Annotated in this window: 14 protein-coding genes; 5 read left to right on the top strand and 9 right to left on the bottom strand. The window is 67.6% G+C overall.

Annotated elements, in window-relative coordinates; all coding sequences use genetic code 11:
• Positions 1 to 80: 80 nt before the first annotated feature.
• From DES44_RS04890 to DES44_RS04855, 8 genes are all read right to left on the bottom strand, one after another.
• Complete coding sequence (locus DES44_RS04890) at positions 81 to 686, bottom strand: Maf family protein (RefSeq protein ID WP_058937514.1); 606 nt, start codon at positions 684 to 686, stop codon at positions 81 to 83.
• 19 nt (positions 687 to 705) lie between these two features.
• Positions 706 to 1,176 carry a 23S rRNA (pseudouridine(1915)-N(3))-methyltransferase RlmH gene (rlmH, locus tag DES44_RS04885; protein WP_058935964.1) on the bottom strand — a complete coding sequence of 157 codons (471 nt, stop codon included), beginning with the start codon at positions 1,174 to 1,176 and terminating at the stop codon, positions 706 to 708.
• Positions 1,177 to 1,180: 4 nt separating this feature from the next.
• Positions 1,181 to 2,104 carry a ribosome silencing factor gene (gene rsfS / locus DES44_RS04880; RefSeq protein ID WP_058935965.1) on the bottom strand — a complete coding sequence of 308 codons (924 nt, stop codon included), beginning with the start codon at positions 2,102 to 2,104 and terminating at the stop codon, positions 1,181 to 1,183.
• Positions 2,105 to 2,776: a nicotinate (nicotinamide) nucleotide adenylyltransferase gene (gene nadD, locus DES44_RS04875; protein ID WP_232309810.1), complete on the bottom strand. Its 672-nt coding sequence runs from the start codon at positions 2,774 to 2,776 to the stop codon at positions 2,105 to 2,107.
• Positions 2,767 to 3,702, bottom strand: a complete 936-nt coding sequence (gene hemF, locus DES44_RS04870) for an oxygen-dependent coproporphyrinogen oxidase (protein ID WP_058935966.1) — start codon at positions 3,700 to 3,702, stop codon at positions 2,767 to 2,769. The genes nadD and hemF overlap by 10 nt, the downstream gene beginning before the upstream one ends.
• Positions 3,703 to 3,823: 121 nt before the next feature.
• Complete coding sequence (locus tag DES44_RS04865; protein WP_058935967.1) at positions 3,824 to 4,411, bottom strand: 1-acyl-sn-glycerol-3-phosphate acyltransferase; 588 nt, start codon at positions 4,409 to 4,411, stop codon at positions 3,824 to 3,826.
• Between the two features lie 259 nt (positions 4,412 to 4,670).
• Positions 4,671 to 5,954 carry a phosphoribosylamine--glycine ligase gene (gene purD, locus DES44_RS04860; RefSeq protein ID WP_058935968.1) on the bottom strand — a complete coding sequence of 428 codons (1,284 nt, stop codon included), beginning with the start codon at positions 5,952 to 5,954 and terminating at the stop codon, positions 4,671 to 4,673.
• Positions 5,955 to 5,978: 24 nt separating this feature from the next.
• Positions 5,979 to 6,704 carry a YebC/PmpR family DNA-binding transcriptional regulator gene (locus DES44_RS04855; protein ID WP_058935969.1) on the bottom strand — a complete coding sequence of 242 codons (726 nt, stop codon included), beginning with the start codon at positions 6,702 to 6,704 and terminating at the stop codon, positions 5,979 to 5,981.
• A 140-nt stretch (positions 6,705 to 6,844) separates the two neighbouring features.
• Between DES44_RS04855 and DES44_RS04850 the strand changes: the two genes are divergently transcribed.
• The 5 genes from DES44_RS04850 to DES44_RS04825 all read left to right on the top strand — a co-directional run bounded on the left by DES44_RS04850 (position 6,845) and on the right by DES44_RS04825 (position 13,843).
• The gene (locus DES44_RS04850) at positions 6,845 to 8,497 is read left to right on the top strand and encodes a helicase HerA-like domain-containing protein (protein WP_058935970.1); all 1,653 of its coding nucleotides are present in this window, start codon (positions 6,845 to 6,847) and stop codon (positions 8,495 to 8,497) included.
• 227 nt (positions 8,498 to 8,724) lie between these two features.
• On the top strand, positions 8,725 to 9,273 hold the full coding sequence (locus DES44_RS04845; protein WP_058935971.1) for a DUF6622 family protein: 549 nt from the start codon (positions 8,725 to 8,727) through the stop codon (positions 9,271 to 9,273).
• A 256-nt stretch (positions 9,274 to 9,529) separates the two neighbouring features.
• A complete protein-coding gene (locus DES44_RS04840) occupies positions 9,530 to 10,744 on the top strand; it encodes a sensor histidine kinase (RefSeq protein ID WP_232309811.1) in 1,215 nt (404 codons plus the stop codon).
• Between the two features lie 233 nt (positions 10,745 to 10,977).
• Positions 10,978 to 11,931: a LytR/AlgR family response regulator transcription factor gene (locus DES44_RS04830; RefSeq protein WP_058935973.1), complete on the top strand. Its 954-nt coding sequence runs from the start codon at positions 10,978 to 10,980 to the stop codon at positions 11,929 to 11,931.
• Positions 11,932 to 12,007: 76 nt separating this feature from the next.
• Positions 12,008 to 13,843 (top strand): glutamine--tRNA ligase/YqeY domain fusion protein, encoded by a 1,836-nt coding sequence (locus DES44_RS04825; RefSeq protein WP_058935974.1) that lies wholly within the window; start codon positions 12,008 to 12,010, stop codon positions 13,841 to 13,843.
• Between the two features lie 73 nt (positions 13,844 to 13,916).
• On the opposite strand, the gene DES44_RS04820 is transcribed toward DES44_RS04825, so the two are convergent.
• The gene (locus DES44_RS04820) at positions 13,917 to 15,341 is read right to left on the bottom strand and encodes an Ig-like domain-containing protein (protein WP_147306953.1); all 1,425 of its coding nucleotides are present in this window, start codon (positions 15,339 to 15,341) and stop codon (positions 13,917 to 13,919) included.
• Positions 15,342 to 15,601 lie beyond the last annotated feature (260 nt).

The raw sequence follows: 15,601 nt of genomic DNA, 5'->3' as shown, positions 1-15,601 counted from the left end.
CGTGGCAACGATCGACCCGCAATACCGGTGATACCGGTGATACCGGTGATACCGCTGGTACGCCTGGTACCGCTACACCGCTACAGCGCCCAGCCGGCCCCATTCAACAATCGGGCGGTTTCATGCAGCGGCAGCCCCATGATGCCCGAATAACTGCCACTGATGTGGCTGATCCATGCCGCCGCCTGACTTTGTATCGCATAGCTGCCGGCCTTGCCCATCGGCTCGCCAGAGGCCACATACGCTTGCAGCCGGTCCAGCGGGACCTGCTCGAAGCGCACGGTGGAGACGCTCAGCGCGGCCGAGGTGCGACCGTCCGGCGTGCCCAGCGCCACTGCCGTCAGCACCCGGTGCTCGCGGCCGCTGAGGCGGCGCAGCATGGCCAGGGCGTCGTCGGCATCCTGCGGTTTGCCCAGGATGTCCCCGTCCAGCGCCACGGTGGTGTCGGCGCACAGCACCGCACCGGCGGGCCACTGGCGGCGTGCGCGACGCTCCAGCGCCGCCTGCAGCTTGGCCAGCGTCACCCGCTGCACGTAGTCATCCGGCGATTCACCCGCCCGCACCGCTTCCAGCGCTTCGGCGTCCTCGTCGTCACCCGGCAGCAGCAGCTCATGCGCCACGCCGATCTGATCCAGCAGCTGGCGGCGCCGAGGGCTTTGGGAGGCAAGGTAGAGAAGAGGCATCAGCGGACCGCCAACGGTGGCGTCATTCACGGTGGTAGGGATGGCCTTCCATGACCGACCAGGCCCGGTACAGGCCCTCGGCCAGCAGCACCCGCACGAAGGCATGGGGCAGCGTGAGGTCGGACAGGCGCAGCATCTCGTCGGCAGTGGCCTTGAGCGCCGGGTCCAGGCCGTCCGGGCCGCCGATGAAGATGGCGACGTCGCGACCGTCGCCGCGCCACGTCTCCAGGCGCTGCGCCAGTTGCTTTGACGTGACCCGATCGCCCCGCTCGTCCAGGATGACGCGGCGCGCACCTTTCGGGCACGCCGCTTCAAGACGCTGGGCTTCGGCAGCCATCAGCTGCTCGGTGCTCTTGCCTGTGGTCCGGGGCTCGGCCTTGACGGCCTTGAGCGCCAGACGCATCTCGGGCGGGAAGCGCTTGGCAAAGTCCTCGTACGCTTCATCCGCCCAGGCCGGCATCTTCTGGCCGACCGCACACAACACCAGCCGCACGGACTCAAGCCTTGGTCTTCGGCTTGGACTTGGTGCCCGTGGTCACCGTGGTCTTGCGGGCGGCGGGCTTCTTCGCTGCGGGCTTGGCGGCCGCCTTGGTTGCGGGCTTGGTTGCGGGCTTGGCCGCTGATTTGGCAGCAGGCTTGGCCGCCACGGCCTTCTTTGCCGCAGGCTTCTTCGCACCGACCTTGATGGTCTGGGCGATCACTTCCTTCGGTGCCGAGCGTCCAGCCGTCTTGCGAGCAGCGGGCTTGGCGGCGGCGGTCTTCGACGCTGCGGTGCCGGCGGCCTTGGTGCCGGTCTTGGCCGTCACCTTGGAGGCAGTCTTGGAGGGAGTCTTGGCAGCGACCTTGCCCGCCGGCTTGGCCGCGGACTTGGCAGCCGCCTTGCCGGTGGACTTGCCCGCCGACGCTTTGCCGTCCGCCTTTGCAGCCGCCGACTTGGTGCCCGCCGTGCGGCTCGGCGCCTTCTTGGCCGGTGCCGCAGCCTTGGCCTTGGACTTGCCGGCCGGCTTCTTCACCGCCACGCCGTCCTCGTCCTCTTCATCCATCGGCTCGGAGGCCTTGACCAGGCGCGTGCCGCTGTCACCCAGCTTCAGCTTGACCGGTTTGCCGCCCCAGATTTCTTCCAGGTGGTAGTACTGGCGGATGGCCGGCTGCATCACATGCACCACGGCAGCGCCGCAGTCCACGATGATCCATTCGCCGTTGTCCTCGCCCTCGGTCCGCATGACCTGCATGCCGCGCTTCTTCACCGTCTCCCGCACGCTGGACGCCAGGGCCTTGGTCTGACGGTTGCTCGTGCCCGAGGCGATGATCACGCGCTCGAACAAGGGCGACAGCCGTTCGGTGTCGAACACCAGGATGTCCTGGGCCTTCACATCTTCCAGACCATCGACGATGGCACGTTGCAGTTTCTTGATGTCCATTCAGTGCTCACTGTAGAGACGGTGCAGGTCAATATAACCTGCAACCTTTTCGCCCACCACGGGCCTCACGTCCCCGCCCGAAGCCGCGCGTCGGCGCACTTCGGTGGATGACCATTCAAGCGCCGGCATCTGCAGCCGGACCAGCCGATGGGGCCGGTCCAGCAGCGCCGCCGGCGCCTTGACCTCGTCGGACCCGCGGGCGGCCACGGCCAGTCCCACACGTCCGATCAGGTCGTCCCACCCTCGCCAGGTGGGCAGACCTGCCAATTGATCCTGTCCGAGGATCAGCCAGAGCTGATCCGCCGGATGCTGCGCCTGCCACGCCGACACCGACTCCAGCGTGTAGCTGGGGCCGGTACGCCGCAGCTCGCTGTCGTCCAGCACGAACCGGGGTTGATCCTCGATCATCAGCCGGACCATGGCCGCCCGATGCTCCGGTGCGGCCAATTCGCGGCCGGCCTTCTGCCAGGGCTGCCCGGCCACCACCCATCGCACTTCGTCCAGTGCAAGCTGGTCGAGTGCCGCCTGGGCGAGCGTCCGATGGGCCAGATGGACCGGGTCGAACGACCCACCAAACCAGCCCACCTGCCGCCCGGGCTGCGGCCCCTTCTCCCGCTCGACCGCGCCGCCTGGCAGCGGCCCGGTCGGCGCATCCGTCCCGGTCAGAACCACAGATGCGTCGCTTCCTCGTCCGCCCAGTCACGCGGACGCAGGAAGTCGCTGTAGAGCCGCGCCTCCGGACTGCCGGGTTCCGGATGCCAGTCATACCGCCACTGGGCCATCGGCGGCATGGACATCAGGATGGATTCCGTCCGTCCCCCCGACTGCAGCCCAAACAGCGTGCCGCGGTCAAAGACCAGGTTGAACTCCACATAGCGCCCACGGCGATAGGCCTGGAAGTCCCGCTCCCGCTCGCCGTACGCCGCCCCGTGGCGACGCTCGACGATCGGCCGGTAGGCCGGCACAAAGGCATCCCCCACCGACTGCATCATGCCGAAGGCCGCATCAAAGCCGCCTTCCGCATAGTCGTCGAAGAAAACGCCGCCGATGCCCCGCGGCTCATTGCGGTGCTTCAGATAGAAATACTCGTCGCACCACGTCTTGAAGCGCGGATACAGCTCGGGGCCGTGAGGCTCCAGCGCCGCCCGGCAGGTGCGGTGGAAGTGCTGGGCATCACGCTCGAAGCCGTAATACGGCGTGAGATCCATGCCGCCCCCAAACCACACCACCGGCGGCGCCTCGGCCGGCAGGGCCGCGAACATCCGCACATTCATGTGGACGGTGGGGACATACGGGTTGTGCGGGTGCAGCACCAGCGACACGCCCATGGCCTCAAACGGTGCGCCTGCCAGCTCCGGCCGGTGCGCCGTGGCCGACGGCGGCAGCACCCGCCCCAGCACATGCGAGAAATTCACCCCGCCGCGCTCGAAAAGCCCGCCATTCTCGATCAAACGCACGCGCCCGTCACCTTCCAGGCGGCCGCCGGGCTCCCGCTGCCAGACATCTTCAATAAAGGACTGTCCGTCCAGCTCCTCCATGGAGGAGACGATGCGCTGCTGCAGGCCCAGCAGGTAGTCGCGCACCAACTGAGTGTTCATCGATTCACCTTTCTTCAGGACGCTCCGCCCGCTCCGGTCCCGCCGGCCAAGGTTGGCGATTGTCGGTCCTAAATGGGGTGACGTTGCGAGTGGCGCTCGAAGGTGTTGCGAGAAGCCCGTTCTAGCGGCGCAGACGGATGGGGCTGGCCTGGTCCGGATGCTTGCCCTGGCGGCCCTGCAGCACCTGGGCGAAGAGAGCGAAATCCCGGTCCGGGTCGCCGCTGAGCTCGACGAATTCGGTGAAGACCACCGTGCGGGTGGCGTAGTCGAAGGCGGTGACCGCCACCGGTACTTGGGCCTGCACGGCCACCCAGTAGGCGCCGGATTTCCAGCTGTCGGTGTAGGAACGGGTGCCCTCGGGCGCCACGATCAGCCAGAACTGCTCACCGCGCTCGCGGGCCTTTTGCATCTGGGCGACCGTGTCGCCGACCAGCCCGTTGGCGGCCCGGCGATTGACCGGGACGCCGCCCACCGCCTTCATCCAGTGACCAAACAGGGGCAGCTTGAACAGGCTGTCCTTGGCCCAGAACTTCAGCTGGAAACCCATGCTCCATTTGGACAGCAGCCCGATGGGGAAGTCCCAGTTGGAGGTATGCGGGTAGACCATCACCACGCCCTGCCGCGCCGGCAATGAACGGCCCTGGATCTTCCAGCCGAAGAGGCCCAGCACCCAGGTGGCCAGACGGCTGCCGGGGGGCAGTGGGGTCATGGGGCCGGTCCAGCGGCGAGGAAGGGCGGACGCAGCAGCGGGGGCTGCGGCCGATGCACCCGCAGATATACCTGCAGATACACCTGCAGATGCTGGGGCAGAGCCGGTCACAGACGCTGACGGGGCGTCCTGGAAACGCTCGGGGGTCAAGATGTCGCTCAGAGTTTCAACAGACCGATATGTTCAAAGACCCGCCCCGCCAAGGCAACGGGCATTGAACAAATCCAGCTTCAAAACCTGGAATGCGGCACGAATCCCCTCAGCGCTTGACCGCCCGGTGCCCGATGTCCTGCCGGTACTGCTTGCCCTCGAACTGGATGGACGTCAGCGCCTGATAAGCCCTCTGCTGGGCATGGCGCACCGCCTCGCCCAGCGCCGTCACGCACAGCACGCGGCCGCCGCTGGTCACCAGCGTGCCGTCCGGCTGCTGGGCGGTGCCGGCGTGGAACACCATGGCGTCCTCGGCATCGTCCGGCAGGCCGGAGATGACGTCACCCTTGCGCGGCGACAGCGGGTAGCCGCCAGCGGCCATCACCACGCCCAGCGCGGCGCGACGGTCCCACTGCAGCTCGACCTGGTCCAGCGTGCCGTCGGTGGCGTGCATCAGCGCCTCGAAGAGGTCGCTCTTGAGGCGCATCATGATCGGCTGCGTCTCAGGGTCGCCCATGCGGGTGTTGAATTCCACCGTGCGCGGCTGGCCCTGTGCGTCGATCATCAGGCCGGCATAAAGGAAGCCGGTGAACGGCATGCCGTCCCGGGCCATGCCCTGGATGGTGGGCGTGATGATCTCGTGCATGACCTTGGCATGCACATTGGGCGTGACCACCGGCGCCGGTGAATAGGCGCCCATGCCCCCGGTGTTGGGCCCCTGGTCGCCGTCCAGCAGGCGCTTATGGTCCTGGCTGGTGGCCAGCGGCAGCACGTTCTTGCCATCGCACAGCACGATGAAGCTGGCTTCTTCGCCTTCCAGGAACTGCTCGATGACCACGCGGGCGCCGCCCTCGTTGTGCACCACGCCGAGCTTGTTGTCTGCCAGGATCCAGTCGATGGCCTGATGGGCCTCGTCCAGCGTCATGGCCACAACCACGCCCTTGCCCGCCGCCAGGCCATCGGCCTTGATGACGATGGGCGCCCCCTGGGCCTCGACATAGGCATGCGCGTGGGCCGGGTCGGAGAAGGTGTCATAGGCGGCGGTGGGAATGCCATGCCGCTTCATGAAGTCCTTGGCGAAGGCCTTGGAAGATTCCAGCTGCGCAGCCGCCCGCGTCGGGCCGAAGATGCGCAGGCCGCGGGCGCGGAATTCATCCACCACGCCAGCCGCCAGGAAGGCTTCCGGGCCCACGACCGTCAGCGCGATCTTCTGTTCCTGGGCGAAGTCCGCCAGGGCCTTGATGTCGGTGATCGGGACATTCTTCAGGCGGGAATCCCGCGCGGTGCCGCCATTGCCAGGCGCCACGAACACCTGGCTGACGCGCTCCCCCTGCGCCAGCCGCCAGGCGAGCGCATGTTCGCGCCCGCCGTTCCCCAGAACCAGGACCTTCATCGCAATTCCTTTACGCCGGAGCGCTTATTGATCCAGGTTGGCGTTGTGATAGACCTCCTGGACGTCGTCCAGGTCTTCGATCACGTCCAGCAGCTTCTGCATCCGGGCGGCGTCGTCGCCGGCCAGGTCGATGGTGTTTTCCGCGCGCATGGTGACTTCGGCCACTTCGGGCTTGAGGCCCGCGGCTTCCAGCGCGGCCCGCACGGCTTCGAAGTCGCCCGGGGCGGTCAGCACCTCGATGGAGCCGTCGTCGCCGGACACCACGTCTTCAGCGCCCGCTTCCAGGCCCACTTCCATGACCTTGTCTTCGGAGGTGCCCGGCGCAAAGATCATCTGGCCGACATGCTTGAACTGGAAGGCCACCGAGCCTTCGGTGCCCAGGTTGCCGCCGTACTTGGAGAAGGCATGACGCACTTCGGCCACCGTGCGGACGCGGTTGTCCGTCATGCAGTCCACGATGATGGCCGCGCCGCCGATGCCGTAGCCCTCATAGCGGATTTCTTCGTAGGTCACACCGTCCAGGTTGCCGGTGGCCTTGTCGACGTTGCGCTTGATGTTGTCGGCCGGCATGTTGGCCGCCTTGGCCTTCTCGATGGCCAGGCGCAGGCGCGGGTTCATGTTCACATCACCACCGCCGGCACGGGCCGACACGATGATTTCACGCGTGAGACGGGTCCAGACCTTCCCGCGCTTTTCGTCCTGACGGCCCTTGCGGTGCTGGATATTGGCCCATTTCGAATGCCCTGCCATGAGACTGGTTCTCCTGTGTCGCCAGCCCGGGAAAACCGTCGGGCCGACGCTGTTGATGCTTCGTTAGACTGCGATTTTAGCTTTCGGATCCCCCCTCCCCGGCGGGTGACGTTGGCAGTGGATGTTTTTGGAGACCTTTCATGGCTGACCCCATCCTGCTGGCCCGCCACGGCGAGATCGAATGCCTGCTGCTGCCCGCGCTGGCCAACCGCCATGGCCTGATCACCGGGGCCACCGGCACCGGCAAGACGATCAGCCTGCAAAAGCTGGCCGAAGCCCTGTCCCAGATCGGGGTGCCGGTCTTCATGGCGGACGTCAAGGGCGACCTGACCGGCATTTCGCAGCCGGGGCGGCCATCGGCCAAGCTGCTGGCGGTGCTGCAAGAGCGCGGCATCGAGCCGCCACCGGCCGCCGCCTGCCCCACCACGCTGTGGGATGTGTTCGGGGAACAGGGCCACCCGGTGCGGGCCACCGTCTCGGACATGGGGCCGCTGCTGCTGTCGCGCATGCTGGGCCTGAACGAGACCCAGGCCGGCGTGCTGCAGATGGTGTTCAAGATTGCCGACGACCATGGCCTGGCGCTGCTGGACCTGAAGGACCTGCGGGCGATGCTGCAGCATGTGGGAGAAAACGCCAGCGAGTTCACCACGCAATACGGCAATGTGTCGGCCGCCAGCGTCGGCGCCATCCAGCGCGGCCTGCTGCAGATCGAAGCCCAGGGCGGCGACCGCTTCTTCGGCGAGCCGATGCTCAACATCGCCGACTTCATGCAGACGGTGGACGGCCAGGGCGTCATCAACATCCTGGCGGCGGACAAGCTGATGGCTGCGCCGCGCCTGTACGCCACCTTCCTGCTGTGGATGCTGTCGGAGCTGTTCGAAACCCTGCCGGAGGTGGGCGACCTGGACCAGCCCAAGCTGGTGTTCTTCTTTGACGAGGCCCACCTGCTGTTCAAGGACGCCCCGCCGGCGCTGGTCGAGCGGATCGAACTGGTGGTGCGGCTGGTGCGGTCCAAGGGCGTGGGGGTGTATTTCGTGACCCAGAACCCGCTGGACATTCCGGATGCGGTGCTGGGCCAACTGGGCAACCGGGTGCAGCATGCCCTGCGGGCCTTCACGCCGCGCGATCAGAAGGCGGTGAAGGCCGCCGCCGAGACGATGCGCCCCAAGCCCGGCCTGGACATCGCCATGGCCATCACCGAGCTGGGGGTGGGCGAGGCGCTGGTGAGCCTGCTGGACGACAAGGGCCGCCCCTGCATCACCGAGCGGGTGTTCGTGCTGCCGCCCGGCAGCCAGATCGGCCCGATCACGGCGGCGCAGCGCAAGACACTGATGGAACAGTCCCTGGTGGCGGGCGTCTATGAACAGCAGGTGGACCGGGAGTCTGCCTATGAGAAGCTGACCGGCCGGGCCGCGGCGAGCGCCCAGTCGGCGGAGCGGGACGCGGCAGTCACCGCGCCGCGGGACGCGTCCAGCGGCCTGCCCACCGGCAAGCGCACCATGGCGGACGAGGCCGGCGAGGTGTTCCAGCCGGGAGACGCCCGGCAGGCGCCGCCGGCGTCCACGGGCGGTGGCGCGGCCGGCGGCAAGGACGGCGGCGAGGGCGGCATGCTGGACGGCCTCAAGGATGTGCTGTTCGGCAGCACCGGGCCGCGCGGCGGTCGGCGGGAGGGGTTGGCGGAGGCGGCGGCCAAGTCCGCGCTGCGATCCATCGGGTCGTCGGTGGGGCGGGAGCTGGTGCGGGGCGTGCTGGGGAGCTTGCTGGGGGGCAAGTCGGGGCGTTCGCGCCGCTGATGGAGGGGCGCGGCGGGGGGCTGCTCGCTGTTTAAGCGCCGGCGGGTGGGCAATGGCTCCCCGCGCCTGGTGCAGGCGCCCCGCTCCTGTCGCTGGCGGCGCGCTGCTGTCGCTGGCGGCGCCTTGCGGCAGGTCGTCGCATCGCCCTGGCTGGCGGCGCCGCGGGTCTGCACAGTTCGGTCATCGCATCCCCCGGATGCAAAAGCCCGAAACCCCAGGAGATCCTCATGCACACCTCCCCGATCGACGCCCTGACCCAGATCTTCACCCATGTCCCCGTCTGGGTCTGGGTGATCCTGGCCGTTCTGATCGTGCTGGGCACCCGCCAGAGCCGCACCCAGCAGGTCACCCGCAAGCGGCTGTTGGTGCTGCCGCTGGTGTGGCTGGTGTTCGGCGCCTGGGGCGTGCAGCGCGGCTTCGGCCAGTCCGGCACTGCCGGCGTGGCGATCCTAGCGTGGGCGGCAGGCCTGCTGGCGAGCGTCGGCGCGCTGGTGGCGACGGGCTGGCCGGGTCAGGCCCGGTTCGAACCGGCTGACGGCCTGTACCGCGTGCCGGGCAGTTGGTTGCCCCTGGGCGTGATGCTGGCCATCTTCTGCGCCCGTTTTGCGGTCGGCATGGCGCTGGGCGTCCAGCCGGGTTTGGCCCACAACGCGACCTTTGCCGGTGTCGCGAGCCTGAGCTTCGGACTGCTGAGCGGCTTCTTCCTGGGGCGCAGCATCAACATCCTGCGTCGCGGTCCGTGGTCGCAGGAGCCGCGGTCGCCGATGGCAGCATGAAACGCACTTGCGTGGGGAGCGCCAGGGAGCCGCCGCTCCAGTCCAGTCTGACCATCACCTGCGACACTGCTCGCGATACCGGTAGAAACTCCGGTCGAGACACCGGTAGTGACACCGGTCGAGACAGCGGGCGAGCCATTGGTCAAGACAGCGGTCGCGATACTGCTCCGCATTAGATACGCTTCCCCAACGAGCTTCCCAACGAGCTTCCCAACGAGCTTTTCAAACTCACCAGCCCTGCGCCCTGCTGACCGCCATGTCCCCTCCCCTGACTGACACCGCCCGCCCCTCGCCGGGCCCTCTCCCGCAGCGGCGTCTTGTGGACTGGGCCCGCTGCCTGCTGCGACAGCTTCTGCTGCTGTGCACCGTGTCGGTCGGCCTGACCGTGCTGCTGGTGAGCACCTTCGGCAACAGCTGGAAGCCCACACTGATCTACAGCTTCTGCATCAGTCTGGGATGCGGTGGCTTCATCCACGGGCTGCGCCTGCTGGCCGGCTGGGGGCGCATCCGGTTCTACGAGCGCATGGGGTGGTCGCACGACTTCGTGATGTCCTGGCCGGGCTGGCCGCTGATGATGCTGTGCCTGCTGGTCGGGACTTCGCTGGGCTATACCGCGGGCGCCTGGCTGGGAAGCCTGTTCACCGGGCTGCATTTCCGCAACCCGCTGAACGCTCCGTGGCAGGCCATGCTGGGAGCCCTCGGGTTCTCGATGCTGCCTGGCATCGCCCTGACCTTCATTTTCCTGTGGCGGAGCAAGGCGGCGGCGGCGGAAGCCCGCGCTGAAACCCTGCGGCGCCAGGCCGCGGAAACGCAATTGCGGCTGCTGGAGAGCCAGCTGGAGCCGCACATGCTGTTCAACACGCTGGCCAACTTGCGAGTGCTGATTGGCATGGACGCGGCGCGGGCCCAGGCGATGCTGGACCATCTGATCGCGTTTCTGCGCGCCACGCTGGTCGCGTCCCAGGCGGAGCGGCATGCGCTGCGCGACGAATTCGCCCGGCTGGCGGACTATCTGGCCTTGATGCAGGTGCGGATGGGACAGCGCCTGAGCTTCGAGTTCGACCTGCCGCCAGACATCGCAGACCTGCCAGTGCCGCCGCTGCTGTTGCAACCGCTGGTGGAAAACGCCATCAAGCATGGGCTGGAGCCGCATGTGGGCGGCGGCTCCCTGACGGTGCGGGCGCGGCGGATGCCCGACTCGCACGACATGCTCCGGCTGGAAGTGATCGACAACGGCGCGGGTTATGCGCCGCCGGACATCCCGGTGCCAGGGTCAGGCTTTGGCACGCGGCAGATCCGGGAGCGGTTGGCGGTGGTGTACGGCCCAAAAGCCCGCCTGCACGTCCAGGCCCGGCCTGAGGGTGGCACGGTGGCCGTGATCGAGATTCCGATGGCGGTGGCGCCTTCCGCGATGTCCGCGCCGGCTCCGACGGCCCGTGAAGCGGCACCGCGCCCGACGCCTTCATCCTGACGGCGCTCATGCCAGACGCCGACCGGACAACCTGCCCTTTTCAGCGCCCACGCCATCTCAGCCACCTCAGCCTCCGCAGCCCTCTCAGCCCTCTTCTCAGATCTCTCAGACCTCTCAGACCTCTCAGACCTCTCAGACCTCTTAGACCGCTCAGCCGCATGCAGCTCCGTTCAGCCACTCTTAGTTCCGCTCACTCCTCCAAACTCTTTTAAACCCTTCCAACACAGCCCCCCATGCCCACCGCACTAATCGCCGAAGACGAGGACCTGCTGGCCCAACACCTGCGCCAGGAACTGACCACCCTGTGGCCGGAGCTGACCATCGTGGCCATGGCGCCGCACGGCCAGGCTGCTGTGGACCTCGCACTCCAACACCTTCCGCAGGTGTGCTTCTTCGACATCCGCATGCCCGGCATGACAGGGCTGGAGGCCGCGGCACTGCTGGCGGATGAATGGCCCGACGGACCAGGCGCACCGCCCTTCCCGCTGCTGGTCTTCGTGACCGCGTATGACCAATATGCCCTGCAGGCTTTCGACCGGGCGGCGGTGGACTATGTGCTCAAGCCGGTTCAGAGGGAGCGTCTGGCGCAGACCGTCAGCCGCTTGCGCGCGGGCCTGGCGACGCGAGGCATGCCCGTTGGTGCTGGGCAGGGCCAGCTGGGGGCTGATGCCGATGCCCGCCATGCTTTTGGCGGTGTCACCGCGCAGGCCCCCGGCGCGTCCCTCGACGCCCCAGACCCTCGCATTCCCCTCCCCGGCGTGAATGCCAGCGCCCTCGAAGCCACGCTCGATCAGCTCCGCAGCCTGCTGCTGGCCGGCGGCCCGTCGCGGGACTTCTCCACGTCGCCTGGCGGGTCGGCCCCCATGCTTCGTCATCTGCAAGTGGGCGTGGGCCAAAGCATCGTGCTGCTGCCGGTGGATCAGATCGAATTCCTGGAAGCCGCCGACAAATACGTTCGGGTGCTGACCGCCGACCAGGAATATCTGGTCCGGGCCTCGCTGCGCGAGTTGCTGCCGCAACTGGACCCCGAGCGCTTCTGGCAGGTGCACCGGGGCCATGTGGTGCAGGTGGACGCCATTGACCGGGCCCTGCGGGACGAAGCGGGTCGGCTGACGCTCAAGCTGCGTCGCCGTCCGGAGCGGCTGGCCGTCAGCCGCATGTTCGCGCACCGTTTCAAGGCGCTTTGATCGAGAGAGCCCCGCCCTCCAGCCGGTTGCAGCCGGGCGCGTAGAATCATCTGCCTCTTTCGCCAGTGATTCATTCATGTCCGCCAGCACCGACAAGACCCCGAGCGCCGCGCCTGAGCACGACGGCGATGCTGTCAAGCCCAGCAACTTCCTGCGCGCCATCATCGAACGCGATCTGGAACAGGGCTTCCAGCCGGCGCGTCATTTCGCCGGTTCGCCCGGTGATGCGGCTCACCATGCTGCCGGCCCGCTGGATCCGGCCCGCATCCGCACGCGCTTCCCGCCCGAGCCCAACGGTTACCTGCACATCGGCCATGCCAAGAGCATCTGCCTGAACTTCGGGCTGGCGCGTGACTACGGCGGCATCTGCCACCTCCGCTTCGACGACACCAATCCGGAAAAAGAAGAGCAGGAATACGTCGACGCCATCAAGGAGATGGTGGCCTGGCTGGGCTGGTCCTGGAACACCCCGGACGCCGGCACCGGCAGCGACACCGTCAGCCACCTCTTCTACGCCAGCAACTACTTCGATTTCATGTACCGGGCCGCCGAATATCTGGTGACCCAGGACCTGGCCTACGTGGACGAACAGACGGCCGAAGAGATGCGGGTGAACCGCGGCGACTTCCGCACGCCCGGCACCAACAGCCCCTTCCGCAGCCGCAGCCCGCAGGAGAACCTGACCCGGCTGCGCGAAATGCGCGACGGCAAGCACCCGGACGGGTCGATGGTGCTGCGCGCCAAGATCGACATGGCGTCGCCCAACATCAACATGCGGGACCCGACCCTCTACCGCGTGCGCCGGGCCACCCATCACAACACTGGCGACCAGTGGTGCATCTACCCGATGTACACCTTCGCGCATCCGATCGAGGACGCGCTGGAGTGCATCACCCACAGCTTCTGCACGCTGGAATTCGAAGACCAGCGCCCGTTCTACGACTGGCTGGTGGAGCACCTGGCCGCCGGCGGTCTGCTGGCGCGGCCGCTGCCGCACCAGTATGAATTCGGCCGGCTCAACCTGAGCTATGTGGTCACCTCCAAGCGCAAGCTGCGCCAACTGGTGGAAGAGAAGCACGTAAGCGGCTGGGACGACCCCCGCATGCCGACCCTGGTGGGCATGCGCCGTCGCGGCTACACGCCGGAATCGATCCGGGCGATGGTGGAAAGCACCGGCGCCTCCAAGACCAACAGCTGGATCGAGTATTCGGTGCTGGACGGTTATCTGCGCGCCGACCTGGAAGGCAAGGCGGCCCGCGCCATGGCCGTGGTGGACCCGGTCAAGCTCAAGCTGCAGAACTATGCCGAGGTGTTCGGCTCGCTGGAGCATCGCGAGGCCTGCAGCGCGCCGGCCCATCCGCATCTGCCGGAACTGGGTCAACGGGCGTTCAGCCTGGGTCCGGAACTGTGGATCGAGCGCGAAGACTTCATGGAGACGCCGCCCAAGGGCTACCACCGTCTGTATCCGGGCAACAAGGTCCGCTTGAAGTACGGCTATGTGATCGAGTGCGTGGGCGCCGAGAAGAACGAGCAGGGCGAAGTGACCGCCGTGCTCGCCAAGCTGGTGCCGGACACCAAGAGCGGCACCCCGGGGGCGGATGCCGTCAAGGTCAAGGGCGTCATCACCTGGGTGGGCGTGCATGACGGCATCCCCGCAGAACTGCGGCTGTATGACCGGCTCTTCACCGAGGCGCAGCCCGACTCCGGCGACCGCAACTTCCTGGACTTCATCAACCCACAGTCCAAGCGCGTGGTGCAAGGTTTCGTGGAGCCGTCGCTGGCCGGTGCACAACCTGACCAGAAGTTCCAGTTCGAGCGTCATGGCTACTTTGTCGCGGACCGGAAGGACCATCAGTCTCACGCACCGGTCTTCAACAAAATCACCGGGCTGAAGGACAGCTTCGGCAAGTAAGCTCACGCTGGGCCCCGCATGCGTGGCCGTCACGCCCGGCCCGCACGCTTGATCCGCACCCCTGGCCTGCCGTTCAGACCCCAGCGGGCATCGCGGCATTCATCCAGCCCATGCCCTGCCCCAGATGGAGGTTGGGCAGGCTGGGTGCTTGCGTATCCAGGACGAATTCGAGCCGCACGGTGTCACTGCGATTGCCGGCAGCATCGAAGGCCCTGAACTCGATGACGTGACTGCCGTCCGCCCAACCATCGGGAACGAGTTCACCGTCGGCTAGATTCGTCCACACCGCGTCATCGTCCATTCGATACACCACCGTCAGACCGGCTTCGGCGACCTGGACCAGGATCGTGCCGTCATTGGTCACATGGTCGCTGGCGGACAGGCCGGAGTCATTCTTGAGCCGGACCGAGGGCGCCTCGGGGCCTTGCCGGTCCAGGTCGAAGTTGAAGGTGGTGATGGCCGTTCCCACGTTGCCGGCGGCGTCCACCTGACGCGCCAGCACGGTCCAGTGGCCGTCCCGTGAGAAGGCGGCGTCGTCCCTGAAGACGGGGTCGGCCGCGCTGGCGGGAGCGGTCCAGGTCTGGCCGCCGTCCAGGCTGAGGGACCAGCGCGCCCCCGGCTCCAGCCCGGACAGCGTCAGCCAGGGCTTCAAGGTGAGCAGATCCCCTGGCAGGCCGGTGTCCTGCGCCAGCGACACAACGGGCGCTGTCACCGGTGCTGTGGTGTCGCGCTCCAGGGTCAAGGTCGCCTCCGGGCTCTGATTGCCGGTGGCGTCCCTCACGAAGACGCGGACGGTGTGGGGTCCGTCGCCGCCGATCTGGGCATCGGAGAGCTCCTGGCCCTGCCCCGCCTGGAACTCCCCCCCATCCACCGAGAAGAACCATTCGTCGCCCGGCTGCACGCCGCTGACGGTAAGCGTGGCGTCGCGGGTGACCGAGTCATTGGGGTCGCCGGTGTTGTTCTTGAACTGGAGGGTGGGTGCGTCCGGCGCCACTGTGTCCAGCCAGAAATTGAGCGCGGCAACGCCACTGCGGTTGCCTGCCAGGTCCATCTGGAAGACCTCCACCGTGTGCTGGCCCTGGCCTGTGAGGGCAAGTCCTGTCACGCTGGTGCCCTGCCCCTGGACCCACGCCTGCCCGTCCACGCGGTAGTACCACGCGCCGTCGGCTTCCAGGTTGCCGACCTGGATCACCGGATCATTGGTGCTGGGCAGCCCCTGCACCACGCCCGCCGCTTTGGCCAGCCCCAGCGACACCGGCTGGCCCATCGGGCCCGGGTTGGGGGAATGGCCATCAACGCCGCCTGCACTGATGCCTCCACCGCCGCCCACTATGCCGCCCGTGTTGCCGCCTGTGTTGCCCGTTCCGCCGGGACCGCCGCTGCCCACATCGCCGCCAATGCCCCCCGTGCCAGCACCGGCCCCAACACCCACGAAGGCGCCGCCGCCAGTGCCCGCCCCACCACCGCCAGCAGCTCCCAACGCGGCTGCAGCGAGCAAGCCGCCACCTGCGGTCATCCAGCCCACCGAGGACGTGCCAGTAGGCGCAAACAGGATCGCGCTGCGTCGATCCTCCTCATCGACTGGCGGAGGGGCGCTGTCGTGGATCGGCTCATTGGGCGGCGCAGCGGCGACTTGCGTGCTGGGCTCCGGCTCCGCATCGGCATCGCCGTCCCGTGCATAGGGGTCGTTGCGGGCTTCGCGGCGAGCGTCACGCGCAGCTGGGGTCAGGATGTAGGCCTGGAGCGGCCGCTCGGGGC

Origin of the sequence: Roseateles depolymerans (genome assembly GCF_003387155.1) — a bacterium.
GTDB classification, from domain to species: Bacteria; Pseudomonadota; Gammaproteobacteria; order Burkholderiales; family Burkholderiaceae_C; genus Roseateles; species Roseateles depolymerans.
This window is presented reverse-complemented; position numbering and strand designations above follow the sequence as displayed.